This is a genomic window from Arcticibacter sp. (assembly GCF_053551015.1).
Genome location: NZ_JBMQOB010000008.1, coordinates 33,786 through 54,071 on the forward strand (window position 1 = coordinate 33,786; position 20,286 = coordinate 54,071).

The 20,286-nt window shown below is 46.7% G+C and carries 21 protein-coding genes; 12 read left to right on the forward strand and 9 right to left on the reverse strand.

What is annotated here, in order from left to right; all coding sequences use genetic code 11:
- Window positions 1-140 precede the first annotated feature (140 nt).
- Window positions 141-869, forward strand: coding sequence for a glycerophosphodiester phosphodiesterase (locus tag ACO1NU_RS04510; RefSeq protein ID WP_448817271.1), 729 nt, complete (start codon window positions 141-143; stop codon window positions 867-869).
- Here ACO1NU_RS04510 and ACO1NU_RS04515 read toward each other — a convergent pair whose 3' ends face one another.
- Complete coding sequence (locus ACO1NU_RS04515; RefSeq protein ID WP_448817272.1) at window positions 870-1,964, reverse strand: DUF922 domain-containing protein; 1,095 nt, start codon at window positions 1,962-1,964, stop codon at window positions 870-872.
- 279 nt (window positions 1,965-2,243) lie between these two features.
- On the opposite strand from ACO1NU_RS04515, the gene ACO1NU_RS04520 reads away from it, so the two are divergent.
- Window positions 2,244-2,705 carry a DUF983 domain-containing protein gene (locus tag ACO1NU_RS04520; RefSeq protein WP_448817273.1) on the forward strand — a complete coding sequence of 154 codons (462 nt, stop codon included), beginning with the start codon at window positions 2,244-2,246 and terminating at the stop codon, window positions 2,703-2,705.
- Here the strand turns inward: ACO1NU_RS04520 and ACO1NU_RS04525 are convergent.
- The 4 genes from ACO1NU_RS04525 to ACO1NU_RS04540 form a co-directional block, all read right to left on the reverse strand.
- Window positions 2,702-6,097: a DEAD/DEAH box helicase gene (locus ACO1NU_RS04525; RefSeq protein WP_448817274.1), complete on the reverse strand. Its 3,396-nt coding sequence runs from the start codon at window positions 6,095-6,097 to the stop codon at window positions 2,702-2,704. The genes ACO1NU_RS04520 and ACO1NU_RS04525 overlap by 4 nt on opposite strands.
- A 132-nt stretch (window positions 6,098-6,229) precedes the next feature.
- Window positions 6,230-6,637, reverse strand: a complete 408-nt coding sequence (gene uraH, locus ACO1NU_RS04530; protein WP_448817275.1) for a hydroxyisourate hydrolase — start codon at window positions 6,635-6,637, stop codon at window positions 6,230-6,232.
- A gap of 4 nt (window positions 6,638-6,641) precedes the next feature.
- On the reverse strand, window positions 6,642-7,202 hold the full coding sequence (locus tag ACO1NU_RS04535) for a heme-binding protein (protein WP_448817276.1): 561 nt from the start codon (window positions 7,200-7,202) through the stop codon (window positions 6,642-6,644).
- Between the two features lie 52 nt (window positions 7,203-7,254).
- Entirely contained in the window at window positions 7,255-7,824 is a 570-nt protein-coding gene (locus ACO1NU_RS04540) for a Crp/Fnr family transcriptional regulator (protein WP_448817277.1), read from the reverse strand.
- A 167-nt stretch (window positions 7,825-7,991) separates the two neighbouring features.
- Between ACO1NU_RS04540 and ACO1NU_RS04545 the strand changes: the two genes are divergently transcribed.
- The 5 genes from ACO1NU_RS04545 to ACO1NU_RS04565 all read left to right on the forward strand — a co-directional run bounded on the left by ACO1NU_RS04545 (window position 7,992) and on the right by ACO1NU_RS04565 (window position 11,024).
- Entirely contained in the window at window positions 7,992-8,516 is a 525-nt protein-coding gene (locus ACO1NU_RS04545; protein WP_448817278.1) for a VOC family protein, read from the forward strand.
- Window positions 8,517-8,665: 149 nt separating this feature from the next.
- Entirely contained in the window at window positions 8,666-8,914 is a 249-nt protein-coding gene (locus tag ACO1NU_RS04550) for a hypothetical protein (protein ID WP_448817279.1), read from the forward strand.
- Window positions 8,915-9,070: 156 nt separating this feature from the next.
- On the forward strand, window positions 9,071-9,712 hold the full coding sequence (locus ACO1NU_RS04555; RefSeq protein ID WP_448817280.1) for a Crp/Fnr family transcriptional regulator: 642 nt from the start codon (window positions 9,071-9,073) through the stop codon (window positions 9,710-9,712).
- Window positions 9,713-9,780: 68 nt separating this feature from the next.
- Window positions 9,781-10,479, forward strand: coding sequence for a CPBP family intramembrane glutamic endopeptidase (locus tag ACO1NU_RS04560; RefSeq protein ID WP_448817281.1), 699 nt, complete (start codon window positions 9,781-9,783; stop codon window positions 10,477-10,479).
- Between the two features lie 158 nt (window positions 10,480-10,637).
- The gene (locus ACO1NU_RS04565; RefSeq protein ID WP_448817282.1) at window positions 10,638-11,024 is read left to right on the forward strand and encodes a rhodanese-like domain-containing protein; all 387 of its coding nucleotides are present in this window, start codon (window positions 10,638-10,640) and stop codon (window positions 11,022-11,024) included.
- Between the two features lie 43 nt (window positions 11,025-11,067).
- Here the strand turns inward: ACO1NU_RS04565 and ACO1NU_RS04570 are convergent, their stop codons facing one another.
- Window positions 11,068-11,880, reverse strand: a complete 813-nt coding sequence (locus tag ACO1NU_RS04570; RefSeq protein WP_448817283.1) for a helix-turn-helix transcriptional regulator — start codon at window positions 11,878-11,880, stop codon at window positions 11,068-11,070.
- A 257-nt stretch (window positions 11,881-12,137) separates the two neighbouring features.
- On the opposite strand from ACO1NU_RS04570, the gene ACO1NU_RS04575 reads away from it, so the two are divergent.
- On the forward strand, window positions 12,138-13,298 hold the full coding sequence (locus tag ACO1NU_RS04575) for an FAD-dependent oxidoreductase (RefSeq protein WP_448817284.1): 1,161 nt from the start codon (window positions 12,138-12,140) through the stop codon (window positions 13,296-13,298).
- A gap of 6 nt (window positions 13,299-13,304) precedes the next feature.
- Here ACO1NU_RS04575 and ACO1NU_RS04580 read toward each other — a convergent pair whose 3' ends face one another.
- A complete protein-coding gene (locus ACO1NU_RS04580; RefSeq protein ID WP_448817285.1) occupies window positions 13,305-13,517 on the reverse strand; it encodes a hypothetical protein in 213 nt (70 codons plus the stop codon).
- A 43-nt stretch (window positions 13,518-13,560) separates the two neighbouring features.
- On the reverse strand, window positions 13,561-16,467 hold the full coding sequence (locus tag ACO1NU_RS04585; RefSeq protein WP_448817286.1) for a glycosyl hydrolase 115 family protein: 2,907 nt from the start codon (window positions 16,465-16,467) through the stop codon (window positions 13,561-13,563).
- A 154-nt stretch (window positions 16,468-16,621) separates the two neighbouring features.
- Between ACO1NU_RS04585 and ACO1NU_RS04590 the strand changes: the two genes are divergently transcribed.
- The 3 genes from ACO1NU_RS04590 to ACO1NU_RS04600 are packed head-to-tail and all read left to right on the forward strand — an operon-like array spanning window position 16,622 to window position 19,436.
- Window positions 16,622-18,001 carry a mercuric reductase gene (locus tag ACO1NU_RS04590; RefSeq protein WP_448817287.1) on the forward strand — a complete coding sequence of 460 codons (1,380 nt, stop codon included), beginning with the start codon at window positions 16,622-16,624 and terminating at the stop codon, window positions 17,999-18,001.
- Between the two features lie 5 nt (window positions 18,002-18,006).
- Window positions 18,007-18,600 carry a Crp/Fnr family transcriptional regulator gene (locus ACO1NU_RS04595; RefSeq protein ID WP_448817288.1) on the forward strand — a complete coding sequence of 198 codons (594 nt, stop codon included), beginning with the start codon at window positions 18,007-18,009 and terminating at the stop codon, window positions 18,598-18,600.
- A 56-nt stretch (window positions 18,601-18,656) separates the two neighbouring features.
- Complete coding sequence (locus tag ACO1NU_RS04600; protein WP_448817289.1) at window positions 18,657-19,436, forward strand: sterol desaturase family protein; 780 nt, start codon at window positions 18,657-18,659, stop codon at window positions 19,434-19,436.
- Here the strand turns inward: ACO1NU_RS04600 and ACO1NU_RS04605 are convergent.
- Entirely contained in the window at window positions 19,433-19,744 is a 312-nt protein-coding gene (locus ACO1NU_RS04605; RefSeq protein WP_448817290.1) for a hypothetical protein, read from the reverse strand. The genes ACO1NU_RS04600 and ACO1NU_RS04605 overlap by 4 nt on opposite strands.
- Before the next feature lie 342 nt (window positions 19,745-20,086).
- On the opposite strand from ACO1NU_RS04605, the gene ACO1NU_RS04610 reads away from it, so the two are divergent.
- Window positions 20,087-20,284 carry a hypothetical protein gene (locus ACO1NU_RS04610; protein ID WP_448817291.1) on the forward strand — a complete coding sequence of 66 codons (198 nt, stop codon included), beginning with the start codon at window positions 20,087-20,089 and terminating at the stop codon, window positions 20,282-20,284.
- The last annotated feature ends 2 nt before the right edge of the window (window positions 20,285-20,286 follow it).

Here is a 20,286-nt window from a genome sequence, read left to right on the forward strand (position 1 = left end):
CTATCATTGCACAATAGCTTGATCTCGTAAAAGATCACACATACACACACACACACACACTTTGAATACTAAATTTTATGAAGTCTTACTTTGCCCTTCTTTTTGCCATGGCCGTTTGTCTATCCAGTCAGGCCCAAACTATGAAATGGAACAAAAATCCTGTAATTGCCCATCGTGGAGCTTTTAAGAAGAACAACCTCCCGGAAAACTCCATTGCGTCGCTCAAGGAAGCCATAAGGCTTAAATGCTACGGATCAGAGTTTGATGTCCACATGACCAAAGACGGGATTATTGTGGTGAATCATGATGCTGATTTCTATGGAATGGATATTTCCAGTTCTACCTATCAGGAGCTTCTTGTGAAAAAGCATCCGAATGGAGAATCGATCCCCACACTTGAGGCATTCCTGAAAGAAGGAATGAAGCAAAAAAAAACGAAGCTGATCCTGGAACTTAAGCCTGCAAAGGGTGAAGAAGCGATGATGAACCTCACTGATGCAGCTGTCAAAATGGTGAAGGATATGAAAGCAGGACCATGGATCGAGTACATCAGTTTCCATTACGGCTCGCTGAAGCGGGTACTTGAACTTGATCCTAAGGCAACCGTGGCTTTCCTGGCTTCCGGAAAAGGAATCGTTACAGCAGAGAAGCTGAAGGCCGACAAGTTTGCTGGTGCAGACTATCACTACTCCGTTTACAAACAAGATCCTTCCTGGTTTGAAAAAGCGCATTCATTAGGGCTGACCATTAACGGATGGACGGTGAATCCGAAAGAAGACCTGCAATGGATGCTCGACAATAAAGCCGATTATATAACAACCAACGAGCCGGAGCTGCTGTTTGAGCTGCTGGGCAAGAAGGCGAAATAATTAGAGCCCCAGCATTTTATCAATCTTATCGTCCCATGCGGCTTGAGCGCTTCTGTTCAACCCATGGGACGTTTCATTGTCATACGCTTTCTGCATGGCATGCATGTCTCTAAACGAGTCGAGATATTGCATGTTCAGGAAAGCATCATAGGTGTCGGGTTTCAGACCTGCATTGCGGACCTTTTCTTTAAACTGTTCTGCAATGATCTTGACGATATCGAAGTGGCGCTGTTCATGGTTGAGTGTGTAGGAGTCCCGGCCTGTGGGTCGTGACCAGGCTGCACTCTTGGGGAGATAGGCCTTTACCGAGATATGGACCTGGACTGTGCCGTTCACGATCTTAGCGTCCTGGTCATAGCCGAGCCCCGGCATCACCAATGCCTGGTATTTGCCAGACGACATGTTGCGCGATTGGAAGTCGTCCCATCTGAGCTTCCGTTTGGGCGAGTAGTAAATGGTGTCACCCTCCGTTTTTTCGCTAAAATCTGAGAATGTAAACCTGACATTCCGTGCGAGTCGCAGATCAGTTGGCGCCTGTGTGTTGATCCAGTTATTAAAATAGACCAGACTCGATTTCAAGATGCTTCTCAGGTAGCCCTCTAGCTGGGGCTTGTTCTTCGGCGAGCGTACATAGTGTATGGCGTACTGGGTAGTCACAAGTGATTCAATACCGTGAGGCTTAGGTAAGCCGAAAGAGGCGACAAGTTTTACCTGACCATCTATATTGCCATTAGCGAGTACCGTTTCATTTACAGTGAGGTTCTTTATCCCCAGGGTTACGGCTCTGAGCCGTTCGTTCTTCGGTAAATTCCTGTTGAGATACGCGCTGAATGCCAGAGCAGGGCCGCCTTGCAGATCAAGTTTGGTAGTAAGCAACTTATTTGCCTGATTACTGACTAATAATTTCGCCACAGGTTCTTTGTTTGTCCGGTCATCGTACACACGGGAGATGTAAAATTCGGAAGGCTTCAATCCCACGCTTACGTTTTCCAGAATGATCTGTCCCGAGGCACAGGAAACGGAAAGCAGTAGTATGGCTATTGAGGTAAGTAAAGTAAACAGGAAGGGTGTATAGAAAAAATATCGCAGTCTCATTCTCAAATCCAGTGTCTATAACGCGGGGGAGGGGCGAGATAGTATATGTGACTGAATTCTGAAAATTGTGTTACTTAATCAATGAAAAGTACAACCCATCTTCATGTTAAAGTGATTAAGTTTGCAACATCACTAAACATAGATCTCTTTTATGATCTCACGGCATAGCTTTTGTCTGATGCTGATGTGTCAGGAAAGAGGATTGCTTAACAGCCGGATCTTCATGAACAGGCCTGGGGTGCGGAAGAGTTTAGGAGAAGTCAAACAAATAAAGAGAACATGAACAAAGACAACACAGGTGTAACCTATAAACCCATTTCTGAATTTTCTGCTGCTGTGAAGGCTAAATGCCCACGCTGCCGGCAGGGAGACCTCTTTGAAAATTCTATGTATGGGTTCAAAGGGCAGAATATGCACAAGAAGTGTTCACATTGTCACCTGATCTACGAACGCGAGCCTGGATATTTCTATGTGGCGATGTTTGTCAGCTATGCATTAAACGTGGCCGAACTGGTTACTTTCGGTGTGGCTACCTATTTGCTTACCGGCAATCTGGATAACCCCTGGCTGTATCTGATTGTCCTCTTTTCTGGTGCCATCATTTTAGCGCCGTTCAACTACCGATACTCCAGGGTGATACTCATGTATTGGCTGAGCCCGGGTTTACGCTTTGATCCTGAGATGGCGCAACGTCCACCGCGTCCTGATGATGAAGTGTATACGAGACGCGACGGTCACTAATTCAAGACGAGCGACAGGAGGTCTTGTTTCGTGAGTGACTTCGGTCCGACTCCGTCGACCTTGATCAGATCATCCGTGAGCTGCCTCTTTGTAGCTTGCAGGTTCATAATCTTCTCTTCAATAGAGTCTTTACAGATCAGCCGCACAGCAACGATGTTGTTTTTCTGACCGATCCTGTGGCTGCGGTCGATGGCCTGGTTCTCGACCGCTGGGTTCCACCAGGGGTCTACCAGATAGACATAGTCAGCTGCCGTCAGGTTTAGGCCTGTGCCGCCTGCCTTGAGGCTGATCAGGAAGACCCGTATTTCCGGATCATTCTCGAAAGACTCCACTTCGGCCTGCCGGTTTATGGTTTGTCCCGTCAGGTAAGCATGCTTCGTTCCGCGCTTGCGCAGCTCCCGTCTGATCAGGTCGAGCATGCCCACAAACTGAGAGAATATCAGGATCTTATGTTTTGCTGCTTTCGATTCGATCTGCTCCATGATCTCATCGATCTTACAGGAGGAGTCGCCTTTTACACGCGTCCCTTTAAGGAGTTCGGGCGAGTTGCAGATCTGTCTCAGCATGGTTAGTCCTTTCAGGATATGGACGGAGGCTTTGGGTAGTTCCGATTCATCCAGCGCAGATATGTATTCTCTGAACTCCTTTTCATACGCATCATAGATCTTGCGTTGTTCTTCATTCATCTCACAATACACGATCATCTCTGTTTTCTCAGGAAGCTCAGCAGCTACCTGTTCTTTGGTACGCCTCAGTATAAAAGGCCTGATCTTTTCGCGAAGCTCGTTGGCGCGTTTGGTGACCTTGAACTTGTCGATGGGCGTGGAGTAGATGTCTTTGAAGTACTGCTTATTGCCCAGCAGTCCGGGACAGGCAAACGACAACTGTCCGTACAGGTCGAACGTGTTATTTTCAATCGGCGTGCCGGTGATTGCGATCCTGTTCCGGGCCTGCAGCTTTAGTGCCGCCTTATGGCGCTGCGACTCGGGGTTTTTGATATTCTGAGATTCATCGAGGAAAATGTAGTTAAAAACATACTCTTTCAGCTCGTTAATGTCTGACAACATCGTACCGTAAGAGGTTAGAACGATATCGTACTTCTCGAAGTCATGCAGTTCCTTGTTCCTGTTCGGACCATGGAGGGTCAGAATCCGGAGAGAAGGGGCGAACCTGGCCACTTCAGCGGTCCAGTTGAAGATGACGGAAGTAGGTACAACCAGAAGGTTGGTGGTCTGCTTTCTTCTGTTCTTTTGCGAAAGGATGAAGGCAATGATCTGGATCGTTTTACCAAGTCCCATGTCATCTGCCAGACAACCCCCGAAATTGAAGTCGTCCAGGAAGTTGAGCCAGTTGAGTCCGTCCTTCTGATAGTCTCGTAGTTCGGTCTTCAGCTGGGCAGGCACATCTACGGGGTAGATGCCCCTGAAGTTGGCGAACTTCTTTTTTAGAGTGTCGATTTCGCGCCGGGCGTCCATCGTGAACCAGGGCTCTTCATAGAGCTCATCCGCGATTTGGAAGTTCGTTTTGGAGATGCGGATCGTCTCGTTGTCGATCACTTCGCCTGCGTTGAAATAAGCAGAAAACTTTTCGATCCACTCTTCAGGAAGGATCCCCAGGGTGCCATCGTCCAGCTGAACATATTTAGTTTTGCCCCGGATGGCCTTGTGGATGCGTTTAAGGGGGATAGCTGTCTTTCCGAAGCTTACCTTGATGTTGGAGTTGAACCAGTTGATGCCGCTTAATACCTTAATGGAAACCTGGATGCCATGCGCGTTCAGTTTATTTCCACTGATCTCGTTAAAACCCAGAATGGTGATGCCGAGCCTTCTCCATTCTTCAAAAACAGGCAGGAACCAGCCTTCATTGAGAAAGTGTTTCTTGTGAAGATCGAAGTAATGCAGGCCATTATCGAGCTGTTCTTCGAGATCGGGGTGCTGTTTGAGCAGCAGGGCGATAAACTGTTCTTCGGCCACATAATTACGTTGGATCAGGAAGCTGTTTCCCTGCCTGTCCTCTCCGAAGATCTGCTTCTGCGAACGTACCGGGATTTCCGCTTCGCCGTAGCGGACTACGGGGATGATCATGACGTGCTGGCCGAAGTCGGACAGGAAGATGATTTTCTCGAGTTCAGTATCGAATCCTGTTTCGGCCTTTTGTACCTCCGTGGCTTCAGGGATGAATGTATAGTCTATGTGCATACGCTCTTCCTGTTTCTCCAGTACCGACTTTCTGAACTCGCCGAAGCGTGACCGGTGTATGATAGGGTTGTTTCCCTTCCTTTTCAGGAAGTTGATTACATTAAGCGTATTCAGATCACTGACGAGGTAGAGCGTGGTGGCTTGTTGTATGAAGCAGGAGTGCCTGATGCTCAGTTTGGCAAGATCAAGGGGAGCTCCCTTGATCAGGACAGTGGCCGAAAGCTCGTAGAACTGACCTTTTTGATGGATGCTGAGCGAAATCTGCTGAATCGTCTGCTTGCTGATCTGCACCGGGACGACTGAAATCGCGGAAATATTATCCGAGACATCACCGTCGTGCAGATAGAAGGAGAGGTCGAGCGGATTCGTCACAATGGCCTTCATGCATTTGATCATTGTTTCATTTACGCCCTGATCAATCTGGTTCTGGAACCTGGAGAGGGCTGTATAGAACTTGATCTCATCGGCATGATCCGTTTCCCATATCTTTTCCAGTGGATTGACCGGTTTGACAGGGTTCTTAATCTTGCCTTCTTTTGTAAGTGCGGCTTCAAACAGCTCAACCAGCAGGTGGCCGTAGTATTTGTGCCGCTTTAAGATCACCACCCGGTGTGTTGCGGCAGAGCTGTTTTGCTGTGATAATTTTTCCGAAGCGGTCTGACTGAACTGCGTCTGATAAGTCCGCAGATCGGCATCGCTGACAGGCAGCAGGTTGTTGAGGGTCGGCTTGATCGACAGTTTCCCGTTGGCGTATTCCATATGGAAGAAGCGGTCGAGCTGCTTGTCATCCTGCAAGCCGTAGTCTGCAGCAAAGCGTTGCAGCTTAAACTGCCTCAGGTCATCGTCGAACAAGATCCTGTAATCTTCTTTTTCGATGAGACAGAGTAAAACTTGTACCTGGTGCTGGCATATTGCCGTTTGTGCCATGGTGCAGGAGCACCGGGTACTCAAGCCTTCTTTGTGTTGCCGGATACTGATTACGTTCTCTGGTGCCTCGCTGAAGAAAAAGCAGGCCTCGTTGACGAGAATGTATTTCGGTTCGGGGAGGGCCTGATCAAGAAAATCTGTTTCAGCCGCAGTACGCAGCTGAGTTACCATACCGGGGCTGAGCTCTGTCAACCTTACATCCTGAAGCAAGTATGCCCCCTGTCCCTCTGGAATTATCGTGATCCTACCGTTGTTTTTGCGCTGCATTCCAAACTGTTAACATTGCTGCGTTCAATGCCTGACCCTCTTGACAGGAAGCAAAGAGAGATGTTCAAACTTACAAATTATTTGGAATGTAGAAGGAGGAGGGATTAAGAACCGCGAAGTTCTTATTTACTGTCAGTTTCCTCTGTATGTTGAATAGCCGTATGCTGAAAGAGTGATGGGTACATGATAATGTTTATCGTCCTGTATCTGGAATACGACCTCAATGAAGGGATAGAAACTTTCCGTATTCTTACTGGAAAAATATTCCTTAACGAAAAACGTTAGTTTATATACTCCTTTATTTTGCTGGCGCTGATCAAGAAACTCTTTAATTCTACCTTGCTGATCTGTTACTTTCTTGTCTACAAAAGCCCAGGTCTTCGTTTTTTCATTTAGCTTTTCCAACTGTACCGTAACGCCGCTGGCAGGCATGCCCGAAGAAACATCCAGAATATGGCTGGATAGCTGATAGGTTTGTGCTTGTCCGTATGCAATATTCAGGATCATCCCAAATAGCATCCCCAAAATCATTTTTTTCATAGTTTTAGTCTTGTTTTACTGTTATATCTGCGATCGGCAATACTGCTGATCTTGCAATTAGGTCGTCGTTTTCTGCACTGCCCCCACCTGCAACGCCGATACTCCCTACTATCGTATTTTCGTGCCATAGAGGGATGCCTCCGCCAAGCAGTAGTAATTCGGGAAGAGAAGATAAGTTTTCGCTATCCCTACTCGTTTTTGCGCTTCTGGCTAAGGTAAGGGTTGGTGTTTTTGTTGAGAGTGCTGTATACGCTTTTCTTCGTGCGGCTTCCGTGTTATGAGGGCCAACACCGTCACCGCGGCTAATATAAACGCTTACTCCAGATTGATCTACAATGGCGATGGATACCTGTTTGCCCATTGCTGTGGCTTTAGCTCTTGCAGCTTCTGCTAATGCGTAAGCTGCTTTCAAAGTAAGTTGATTGCTTGTTGCCAGATAGGAATTGATTTCCATAGCCTGCGATTCTTCTTTGGCAGCATCGATCTTTTTGTGTCCTCCCGGCTGTGCGGATGCCGCCATAGGTATAGCCAAGAAGAGATAAACAATAAATATTTTGATTGTCATACTACAAAGATCCAGATCGCTTTTGCAAAAAACGTTGACCTGGAGCAAGGTTTTAGATCCTTGATTTTATGCGACTGAGAGTCGAAGGAGAGATGCCCAGGTATGAGGCCGCCATTTTGTTAGACAGGCGCAGCAGGAATTCTGGTTGAAATTCAACAATCCAGCGTACCTTTTCTACGGCGTCGAAACCCTGAAATCCGTAAATTCTCTTTTGCGCGTTGATGAATCCAAGTTCCAGGATTTCGCGATAAATAGCAGCAAATTGTGGAACAGTGTCTACCAGATGGAAAAAGTTCGCCCTGCTAATATACAAGAGTTCCGATTTTGATATTGCCTGCAAATATTCCTGAGCCGCTGTTTGTTGAATAAAACTGGGCAAGGCTGTGCAGAAGCCTCCTTTGAACCCAAAATATCGTGTAGTCTCGTTCCCGTCAATATTATAGGTAAATAACCTCAGACATCCGTCGTTCACAAAATAGTAGCCTTTACATACTTCATTAAAGCTAATGAGTATTTGATTTCGTTTGGCTCTGACTGGAATAAAGTAACTGCAAATATGATCCAGGGTATCTTCAGAGATGTCGCTTCTGCTTGCGATATACGTTTTTAACAGGTCGAACATAGATTGAATTTTCTCTTAGAAGTACTTTGAGGAAGTGATACCTGATCAGCTGAAAGATAAGGAATTTAGACTATTTGAATATATGTTTATTCTGCTGACATACTGTTGTCACAAGCTCCAATCATCTTTGTTCAGTAGATGATTAATGATAAACAAAGATGAGTATAATGAACCTTATTTCGATTAGAATTATAACCGAAGATGTCAAAAAGCTTGTGAGTTTTTATGAGCAGGTAACCGGGATGAAGGCCGTGCAATACACAGACGATTTTGCTGAATTAAAGACCAGTTCAGCAACGCTGGCGATAGGTAGCACCAGGACCCTGCAGTTTTTTGGAGGTGCAGAAGTTGCAAGTGCATCCCAGAACCGGACAGCGATCATTGAATTTAGGGTACCAAACGTTGATGATGTGTACAGCAGCCTGGAGAGCTTTCTCCAGAGTTGCCTCGTACAAGCGCCCACCACGATGCCCTGGGGTAATAGGTCCCTCTTATTTCGTGATCCGGATGGAAACCTCGTCAACTTTTTCCATCCCCTTAGCGAGGAAGCAGTCCGCAGACAGAATGGCCAGTCGTCTCGAGATAAACAACTCGATATTTCTGCTGAATCGGAATTGATGAGGTGGGATTCCGGTGATTATTTCCCCTTTCTATTTCCGATTGGAGTCAGGAATTTTTACCCTATAGAGTAGAATTTTTTATTGGGGGCTTCGTGGAAAACTTGTATCTTTTCATGCAGGATAAGGTATTTACATGGTGGAAGATGTAGAAATACATAAAAACCATGCTTCAAAACGTGATTTCTGCAGAGAACAAAGGGGGAAAACAATCAATCTTAAAAATGGATAACATACAACTAACTGAACTAAGTGACGATGAACTACTAGCCGAAAAAAAAAAGCTCAAAAAAGGTGCAGTCATCAATAGTGCACTGTGTGGTTTTTTGATCGGGGTTTCGGTTTACAGTACGGTGAGAAACGGACCGGGGTTCTTTACGTTCTTTCCACTGTTTTTTGTATTCTTTGTGTTGAATAATCGTAGTCAGATAAAAGCTGTGGATGCAGAGCTGAGATCCAGAAATCTTGAATAGGCCATCCAGGCTTCGTAAACGCGCCGATAGATCCCTTAGTGTCGTACAGAATGACGCCATGCTGAAGCCTGAACGCAAAGGGTTCCGCCGTTGTTGCCCGGGGCTCCTTTTCCCGCGAAGATGATAGCTGTTGAAATTTTATAAATTAGACGGATCTTGAAGCTGATTAGCACTTCGCGATTCGAAAGGCTGATGCAGGCAGAGATATATCAATTCATGGAGAAACCATCGCCCGAAGTAGTCAAAGGCATCTTTGACCAATATTATCACGCAGAGTTAAGTCTCTGGACGGAATTTACAAAGTATATGAAAGTACGTTCCTTCCGGAGAGGTGAGATCATCAAAGATTATTATAAAACCGAGAAGCATATCAATATCCTGATATCTGGCTCCGTTGCTCATTTCGTTTCGGCAGAGGGGAAGGATGTTTGCATCAGCTTGTATTATGAAAATCAAATCTTCAGTGAGTACTTGTCGTTCTTAACACAATCGGAAAGCGCTATTAAGACAGAGAGCCTGGAAAACTCGGTGATATGGTCCATCAGCCATCAGGATCTGAAAGCTTTATACCTAAAATCCACGAAAGGGCTGTTGATTGCGAAAGCGATCGCCGACGCCATGTTCATCCGTAAACAGATGGAACAGATTAATTTGCTCACACTTTCGCCTATTGAGAGATACGTAAAGCTCCTTCGGGACCGCCCGGAAATCTTACAGAGGACTTCTCTTAAGATCATTGCCTCTTATCTTGGTGTAACTGCAGAGAGTTTGAGTAGAATAAGGAAGAAAGTACTTTGATTTCTTACCCATCGTCAAGAGGATACTGTAAAGGCAGACTTAATTTTGGGAACGTAATCGAGATGAACATGAAAATCAGGATCAACTATGTGGCTATAGGCTTATTTTATATCGTTGCCATTGTACTTCGCTATTTAACGAACAAAACCGGTTTACTTGAGGGGGTAACGAGTTCCTTTGTGAAGGTGATCTTGCAGGGGGCGGGTCCTGCAGTGGGGGCGCTTGTAAGTTTTACCGTATTTAAGATCAGGCCGGTGTTATCACTAAAGGGAAACTATAAAAATTTATCCGTGCCACTGATGCTATATTGGGGATTGCCCATCATCCTGATTTCGGCAGCAGAGTATCTCAGCAAAGGTACCATTTCATTCATTCCGGTCTCTGCAATTTTAATCTATGGCCTTCTGGAAGAAATAGGCTGGCGTGGATTTTTGCAGCAGGAACTGAAGAAGCTACCATTGTTCGCCAGTACATTAATAATTGCGATGTTATGGTTTGTCTGGCATCTGAATTTCGAATTAACAAGTGCTAACGCGTTATTTTTCGGAATATTGGTACTTGGAAGCTGGGGAATTGGTAAAGTTGCAGACAGTACGTCTTCTTTACTCGCAGTCTCAGCATTTCATTCCTTGAATAACTTTTTTCCGCAGCTGAATGCGACCAAAGCGGTTATTCTTGCGATGTGCTTATGTGTATGGGTCGTGACCTTAGTCGTTAGAAAACGAAGAGCCCGGCAGGCCAATTTAGCTCAGGTTCAGTCGGCTTGATGATGGCTCCCGGCACGCAATGCATGTAACCCAGCAATATATTCTGGTCTATTGCAAAGCCGAAGTTAAAGAGCCGGATTGAGCGGGATGGATTGATAATTCTGTCGGATTTCTGATTTGGAGTTAAAATGAGCTATAATTGCGTCAGGTAATTGAATATGAAAAAGTTTTTTTGGTTGATGCTCGGGGTTCTTTTGACTAGCGGTGCTTTCGCACAGCAGGAAGCCTTGAAGGTTAAGAAGTTTAAGAAAGAGATTAAGAAGAAAGAAGCAATAGTTCTTGATGTGAGAACACCGGAGGAGTTTGCAGATGGGCATATTAGAAACGCGATAAATGCAGACTGGAAGAGCCCGGAAGAGTTCAAGATGAAGATAAGCCAGCTTCCCAGGACCGAACCGGTCTACGTGTATTGCCGTTCAGGCGTGAGGAGTGAGAAGGCCTCCGAATGGCTACGGGCGAATGGGTTTACTCAGGTATCGGGACTCGACGGGGGAATAGAAGCCTGGAAAAAGGCGGGGAAGCATGTTTACAGTGCGAAACAGTAAGGATGTAGCTAGAACAAACTCGGCGGCAGATCGTCTTTGCTGATCATCTTGAGCTATATTTTTTAGGCTTTAATCCGAGATGTTCTTCGAAGACGCGGGAGAATTGGCTCAAGTTAGAAAAGCCCAGGCGGTATCCCACTTCTGATACACTGAGTCTTTCATTCTTGAGGAGTCGTGCTGCCTCCGTCATCCTGTAGTTCTGGTAATAATTGAACATGCTTTTACCAAAGACCTGTTTAGAGAGCCGGGTGAGTTTAGACTCACTCATATTTGCTTCTCTCGCCATCTCTTCAATTGCAGGGGCTTGATCAAGCCTCTGCAAAAGCAGATCTTTCACGCGGTACAAGGTTTTGATGTCCGCAATATTCAGCGGGAACATTCTCACCTCTTCCCTTTGCAACAGTTCCATCAACAAGGTACAGACCAGTTCCTCTGCCTTCAGCTTGTGATAGAAGAATGAAAATGCGTCGGGCACGCTAATGCTGGCCATCTCATCTAAAATTTTTTGCAGGGACGGGAATACCAACTCTTCGAAAAGTAAAGGTTGCTCATTTTTAAGGATGCTGTTCAGTATCGTACTCTCCATCGAGGAATCGATTAATGTATTCAGATAGACTGCATCCATTAAAATTGAAACGGATCTTTCATTGACACATGCGGGTAGAAAAACGTCTGAATTGAGTCCGCGCGTGGTCACCCGGATCAGGGGTATATCGTTTTTGACTGCGATTTTTTCTACACCGTCGTTAGTGTGCTGAATATGTTGAAAATGGAACAGGATCATACTATCCGGATGATTCTGGTTCAGACGTTTGATCAGTATGTCCTGCTTTAGTTCATAATTCCGGATCATCATTCTGATTTGGGGATTGAATATGAATCCCTTTAAATATCCCGAACCATATTCTTCCGGAATGACCACTTTTCCTCTTGAAACCTTGGTGCCCAGATTTTTGCAAAGACCTCCAGTATTTTATTTTCTGTAGCCGTAATGTTCATGTTGTGACTGTTTGGGACTGTTTTGCTCCTGAATATAACTATTTTGTTTAATAGTCAGCAGGTAGATTTGTGTCGTCATCCACGTATATGGCGGGATGCTTATTAAATCAGAAGATGATGCTGTTAGCAGACAAACACGTTGCAATTATAGGGGGAGGTCCCGGGGGGCTTACCCTTGCCAAGCTTTTACAGTTACAGGGGATTATGGTGAAGGTTTACGAACGCGACCTGAATAGCGAGGTGCGCCAGCAGGGCGCTACCCTGGATCTTCATGAAGAATCAGGATTGGAGGCGCTTCGAAGGGCTGGTCTGATGGAGTCGTTTCAGGACCACTACAGGCCTGAAGCCGGTAGATTAAGGATCACCGACAAGTATCTGAACATTGGTTTCGACGATCATACGGCAGAAGCTTCGCAACCGGAACAAAGGCCCGAGATCGACAGAGGTCCCCTGCGTGATCTGCTTATTCATTCTTTAAGTCGCGATGCCATTGTCTGGGACAGCCATTTCTTAAATATGGAAAAGGAAAACAAGGGCTGGCGGCTGTATTTTAAAAACGGTACTACAGCCTATGCGGATATTGTTGTTGCGGCAGACGGAGCAAATTCAAAGATCCGTTCCTATATCACCGATGTCAAGCCGATCTACTCAGGAATCACGATTGTTGAAGGAAATATTGGTCAAGCGGCAAGATCTGCTCCTGAACTTTGGCGGCTGACAAGTGGGGGAAAGGTTTTTGCATTTGGCGATCAGCAATCTATTATTCTTAGTGCTAAAGGTGATGGAAGCTTGTCCTTTTACACGGGGTGCAAAGTTCCGGAAACCTGGGTTAAAGATGTTGGAATTGATTTTAGGAAAAAAGAGGAAATATTTGCCTGGTTTCAAGAGGCTTTCGGCTCATGGCATATGGTTTTCCAGAAGTTATTTGCGGGTGAAGAAACCTGGTTTGTTCCCCGGCCGCAATATCATTTCCCTCTGGATCAAAAATGGATCAGCCGGCCCAACTTGACAATGATCGGGGATGCTGCGCACCGGATGCCGCCCTATGCGGGCGAAGGTGTCAACATGGCGATGCAGGACGCCTTTGAACTGGCTGCATGTTTATCGGATCCCGGACATGATGGTATGTTGTCTGCGATTAGTGCGTACGAGATGCGAATGCTGAAACGGTCATCGGACGTGACGCAGCTCACGCTGGATAGTGCGAAGATGCTCCATTCGGATGATCCCATTGGGCTGATGCTTGAGATGATAAACCCCGAGCGAGACCGTTAACCGGGTTTACCGATGGAAATAGCCCCATTCCTGGTCTTCATTCATGTCCGGATATTTTTCACTGGTATCTTTTAATACCATAATGACTACCCATACCAGCAGAAGCGGTGATAATGTGAACAGACCAAATATCATCGGCTTTGGAAACTCAAAGTGTATGGCAATAATGAACAAGAACAGGTATAGCGTTGCTATTATAATGGCGATTGGTGCTTTCATAGTAGTATTTTATTATGAAAAACAACCCTTATTCGATTCTGTTCTAGCGTGTTTCAGGAATCCATCCGTAGGAAGGCTCAAGTCCGCCGAGATCAATGGTGATTTGCTGAATCACGACAGCCGGATCCACCATATAGATCTTCAGTGTATGCGAGCCTTTCGTGAGTGGCTGAACTTTGAAAGTCTTGATGGCACTGTTTCTTAGTACATTTTCCTTCCATTCTTCACTTCTTCCGGTAGTGGTGTGATCCAGGATTTGGATCGGTCCATTATCGACAGATACTGCATAGCGCATGCGAAATTCGTTGTTCAATGGATGGGCTGGCAAGGTATGGATCTTTACTACCGGTGCTGCATCGCTGAAGATAAAGAAGTCATACTCTAAAGCAGGGGAGGTGGCTTTCAGGTTTTCCTTCCGGATATCGGTCCGGGTGAGGGGCATTGCTATGAGGGCGGTGGCAGCCGGTCCCGGCGCCTGAATAGTTTGCCAGTTGGCTCCATTCACGCTTGTCCGGCGAGAATATTTTTTTGCAGGCATGGAGATGTAGCCCTTATCCCCGATGAATCCTGCGTAATTTGCTGGTAGATCCGGAGATTGGTCTTGCGCTTTTACGGCGACTTTCAAGGTCTTACCCGCGGCATTAAATACAATCTCGCCCTCCGCAGATGTTTCAGTGATACGCGACCAATCGACATCTACCCACAGGCGCACTTCTTCCAGGTTTCCTTCGGGTTTGAGCGTTCCGGAGGATTGTGAAAGCCTGATCCATGCTGGGTAAGATTCTGCTTTCCAGTTTATTTCTTGTCTGGAGCTGAGATAGAGATCGATGAAGTACTTCGTTTTGCTCAGCTTGCTGAAAGAAGGGAGGGAGTGCTTCTGCGCCGGCCGGATGGTATCAGCAATGCGCGGTCCTTCGGTCGCTAAGCCCCATATCTCCGAGCTATCTATGGAGATGACAGGTAAATCCGGTTTAAGGTAAACAGGGAGATTCCTGGGCTCCATGGACATCATGTGTTTCCATTTTCCTCCGCTAAGCTGTGTGTTATAGAAGTTAGTTTCCCGGACGATATTCTCGTAGGCTTCTGCTGACTTCGACGCCCATGTATAGGCACTCAATCTGTTTTGTCTGGCGTAAAGAAAGCTCTTGTCTCGGAAGAGGAACTTTTTATTCATTTGTGAGGCTCCCACGACAGGATAGTACACGAGCTGGTAGAATGCATCTGCCAGCGGTGCATCTACTTTTTTCCGGAGTGCGTTGGCTTCCGCTTCAAGCGCTGAATAGCTTTCGATGCGCCTTTGAGCCTCGTCTCCATAAAAGCAGTGGTTGTATTTTGTATAGTCTGTCTGGGTGGTCGGCTCGGTTCGACTCCAGCCCATGAATTCAGGTTTGCGCTCGAAGGCGAGATCGTAATACTTCCACATCAGGCCCGATATGGCTTGTGCCTGATCCGTGCCGAAGATCTCTTCCATCCATTGACGGTGGTGTTTGCCTGCATAGTCGCTTTGTTTGAAAGGCTCAGCGTTATAGGCCATGTCCAGGAAGATCTGAATGGAATACTCCTGTGGCTTCAGGTCGCCAACGTTCAACACCCAAAGGCGGTCTGACTTATTTTCGTAGGCCTTCATCATCTCTTCCCGGATCAGTGCAGGGTGGGTGGTGCTTAACCATAGATAATCATGAGGCCTTCCCCAATAGGATGCGTGGTAGTACACGCCGGATCCTCCGGGACGGCGTTTCTCTGAGTCATTGTTCAGGCGGTGAATGTATCCGTAGTTATCGTCAGGCCATACCAGAACGACATCTTCCGGGAGCTTTAAGCCATGATCATAGATCTCGAGCACCTCTTTATACGCTGTAAATGCCTGGGGAACTTTCCTGAGATCCTTGCTGATGTACTTTGTTAATAAAGCGCGCTGGTCTTTTATGATGTTTTCCAGGAGGGGAGCCGCTTCCTTTGTACTTTTAATGCCTTCCATTCCGCTGTCATGTACCCCACGCATTCCGAGGGAGTATACGGCATCGTGCTTAGCACTTTCTTTAACGCGCTCTTCCCAGTAGCGGTGTACCGTCTTTTTGTTGGTGATATAGTTGAACGGGCCCATTTCTTTAGTCCACTCGTCGACGTTGTTCCTGAGCATTGGTTCGGCGTGTGATGAGCCTACCAGCATGGCGTATTCCCGGGCAACTGTCTTGTTCCCTGGGTAGTGGTAAAATGCTTTGGTGCTGGGATGCATGGCAGGCCAGATCAGGTTGGCTTTGAGCCTTAAAAGTAGCTCGAATATCTTCGCATAGGTGCGTGGACCGATATCGCCTGTCTCAGGTTCGAAGGTTTTCGCTGCCCAGGGTTGAAGGCCCCAGTCTTCATCATTCAGGAATATTCCCCGGTATTTGACGGATGGGCTGGATGATGTGTAGTCTTCCGCTTCCAGCATGATCTCCGCTTTTCGTTTCACCGGAACGTCTGCCCACCAGTTCCATGGGGATACACCGATGCGTTCGGACAGGCTGAATACACCATAGGCTGTACCCCGGGTATCACTACCCGCGATAATGAATGCTCTGTCAATATTCTTTAGTGGCTTATCAAGGCACTTGTATCCGTAGCGTTCCCATTTTCCCGAAAGGCTGTCTTTCCATGCAGAGCGTCCGGGAAGGAGGCTTCGAACGAGAAGACCATTTATATTTCCAATTACGATCACGTCTCCTTTGGCCTGAGAGATGTTGCTGAGCACCAGTGGAGAAGTGCCGCACACCATACTGATATCCTTCTGAAGCAAGTAGGCCGCGATGGAGTCGAGAGCAGGGCCTTTACCGTCATACACAATGGATGCTTTCGTTCCTTTTGAAAATAGGGCGAAGGGTTGGGCGTAAGCAGATTGGAACGAAACCAGGGTCAGAAAAGCAAGGACAGGTAAAAGTTTGATAAGCGAAGTGGATGATACAGGCATAAGTAACAATTGGTGGTTTGTTACTGGCAAGTTTAAGATTTATTCAGCAGAAAGTGTACAGCTTAAGAACTTGTAACGACTAAATTTCAAACATTAAAGGAACCGCATGCTTTTATAGGAGCAGAGTGGTCAAACTCTGTTTAACTCATTGCTTATGGAGACATACGACGCGATCATTATTGGCTCGGGACAAGGCGGCACACCTTTGGCAAAGAAGCTGGCGAAAGCAGGGTGGAAAACTGCGCTCATTGAGAAAGAACATGCCGGGGGGACTTGTGTCAACGTAGGATGTACACCCACCAAAACGATGATCGCCTCGGCCAAGGCGATCCATACGATCGGGAGGGCAGCAGAATGGGGAATAGAAGCAGATCTTAGGAAAATCAATATCGATGCGATCATTCAACGTAAAAAAGACATCGTTGACCTCTTTCGCAACGGGGCACAGGAAGGACTTGAAGCGACGGAAAATCTAAACCTTGTCTGGGGAAAAGCCTATTTCAGGAGTGCAGATGTCCTGGAGGTCAACCTGAACGATGGAGACTCCTTGCAGATGAAGTCAGACCGGATCATCATCAGCACAGGCACGAGTCAACGTATTCCGCACATCGAAGGCATCGAAGATAGTGGCTATCTGACATCCACAACCTTGATGGAGCTCCGGGAAATTCCCCGACATCTTCTGATCATTGGCGGCGGATATATCGCCCTGGAGTTTGGACAGATGTACAGGCGTTTTGGTTCTGAGGTGACTATTCTGACCACGGGGGATCAGCTCCTTGACCACGAGGATAGTGATGTGAGTACTGAAATAAAACGGATACTGGAGGAAGAGGGGATCCGCGTATTTTGCCAGGCCCATAGCAAGAAAGTAGAAAAGCAAAACGGGGAGTTGCTGCTGCGCTTTGACGTGGAAGGCAAGGAACAGCAGCTAAGCTGCAGCCATTTGCTTGTGGCCACTGGCCGGGTACCGAACAGCGCTGATCTGAATCTGGAATCAGCAGGTATAGAAACCAACGAGGACGGATATATACAAGTGAACGACTACCTGGAAACGTCTGTTAAAGGGATCTTCGCGATAGGAGATGTAAAAGGGGGACCGGAGTTTACGCATGTGGCCTATAATGACCATTTAATCTTGCTGCAGAATCTCCTGGAGGGGAAGCGAGAGACGATAGCGGACCGGCTGCTGCCGTATTGCATGTTCACGGATCCTCAACTGGGGCGCGTGGGCATGACGGAGAAAGAGGCGCGACAGAAAGGATTGAATATCCGGGTAGCTTGTATACCTATGTCGCGTGTTGCAAGGGCAATTGAAACCGGAGACGAACGCGGACTCATGAAGGCGGTGGTGGATGCAGATTCGGGTCAGATCCTGGGGGCGGCGATCCTCGGCGAAGAAGGAGGTGAGGTGATGTCGGTGCTGCAGATGGCTATGATCGGTAAAATGGACCATCAGGCAATCAGGAATATGATGTTTGCCCACCCGCTGTATTCTGAATCTTTAAATAACCTTTTTATGGAGCTGGAATAATAACTATGCTTGACGAAAATACAATAAAGTACTACCTGGACCTGTTTGAACTTGACCTGACTGAACTGATGGGACTATTGAACCTTACGCGCGAAAGAGTGCTTCGCGAGGGTGACGTGTATATTCAGGAAGGCTCAATGACAAGAAAGCTCGCTTATATCAAGACGGGTTTGATGAGGACGATCTATCTGAAGGATAATGGTGATGAAATTACCATGTTATTAAGATGGGAAGACCAGTTCTTTAGCTCTTATGACAGTATATTTTTCAAGCAGGCGTCCAGGTTCACCTATCAGGCGCTGGAGGATACCGTAGTTCTGGAAGCAAACTATGATGAGTTCATGGATTACCTGAACGCTCATCCCCGTTTTGCAAAGGCGAAGGATTTTTTCCTGATCAGTATGCTGGCCGAGGCAATGGAACGCGTGGAATCCTTTGTGCTGATGACGCCGGAAGAGCGATACCTTAAGTTGATAAAAGAAAAAGGCGATATCGTTCAGCGCTGTCATGACAAGCATCTGGCTACCTGGCTCGGAATCACCCCGGTATCCCTCAGCAGGATCAGGAAAAGAATTTCAGAAGGCGGAACCGTTAATTAACTTTTGTTAATCGGCATCAGGAAATGCAGTCATAATTTTGTGTTAAACACAAGCTTATGGATCGTTTCTTAGAGATTTTTGTTCAGATATTCACTGTTTCGGCAATCCGTTACTTCCTGGTAGCAGGGATTGCGTTTGTCTTATTCTATAAAGTACTTCACCGAAAGTTCAGCAGGGCGAAGATCCAGGCTCGGCAGGCGAGCAGAAAAGATTTCTGGCGGGAGATTGTGCATTCTATGCAGAGTACCGCGATTATGTCGGCGGTAGCGTTTGTTGTGCTTTTTACCAGCCTGAGAGAGTACACGCTTGTTTATGAGGAAATCAGTTCTTTCGGAGCCGGGTATTTAGCTCTGAGTGTTGCGTTGAGTCTCGTCATTCATGATACTTACTTTTACTGGATGCACCGGCTTATGCACCATCCGCGGATCTTCCGTCACGCGCATGTGGTGCATCATAAGTCGGTCAACCCATCGCCATGGGCATCATATTCTTTCCACTTTATTGAGGCTTTTGCTGAAGGCGCGATAATAATCGTTCTGGCTATGATTCTGCCGATGCATCCGCTTGCAATAGCGCTCTTCGTTTTTTCCGGGTTTGTTATCAACGTGTACGGTCACCTTGGATATGAAATTATGCCCCGCGGGTTCCGGAAAACCTGGCTGTTTCAGGTAATAAACACGTCTACTCACCACAATCTTCATCATAGTAAGTTTAGAGGGAACTACGGACTCTATTTCAGATTCTGGGACCGGATGATGGGTACGGAGCACCCGGACTATGTCCGGGAGTATGATCGGGTACAAAAGCAGCGGTTCGACTGGATCCGGGACAATTAATCTTTGGCTGTTCTGTCTTTCTTTGCTGGTTTTACCGGTTGTGTTACGGGAGGATCTTCCGGTCTGGGGCTAGGCGTGGGGTCAACCGGTCGGGGCGTGTCTTCCCGGAAGGGCGTGGAATCTACTTTGCCTTCGCTTCTCCCCGGAGCCGGGATCGGAAGACTATCTGCATCGGTTTTTTTTCTGCCGATGGAGTCCTGGTTCAATGAATGATCGCTAAATGGGGCTTTGATGTCGTTCCCTGAGGCGCTTACCGCTAGAGCTATCGTCAGGGAGGCGGCTATGGTCGAAAGTATTCTGCTTTTCATGATCGTTTATATTATAGCTACACCAACTCCTAAAATCATGCCAGAGGCTTCGTTTCCGCATCTTTCGGGAATGTTACAGTCCATGCTAGCTTTATCAGGAAAGGTTGCCTATGTTTGTATGAAATGGACGCGAGCAAGTGGCTAAATAAGACAAGTAATGAACAATCTGCAAGACAGTTGCAGACTGCTACAGCCGTGTTCTGTCGTTTTCTCTCTATCCAGTATCGTCTTGGAGATTCGTTTTTGAAGAGTAGTAAGGACTTCATTAAGTAAGCCCCAACCTTCAGCAGGTTTGGGGATGAACAGTTCTTAACAGATTCAAACATCTAATCTTCATTCATTATGCTTTCGCGGTTTATTATATGCCTCTCGCTGGCTACAGACCTTGCTATACTGTTGCTGGCTATTTTTATTGTAAAACCTTTATGGATCATGCTGCTGATCTTTCTGTCGGCAGGCATGAAAGGCTGGTACAAGTATCGCCGGTCAAATAAGCAGATCAATAGTCTTTTCAGACCCAAGCAGCTGTACCAATCGTAAGG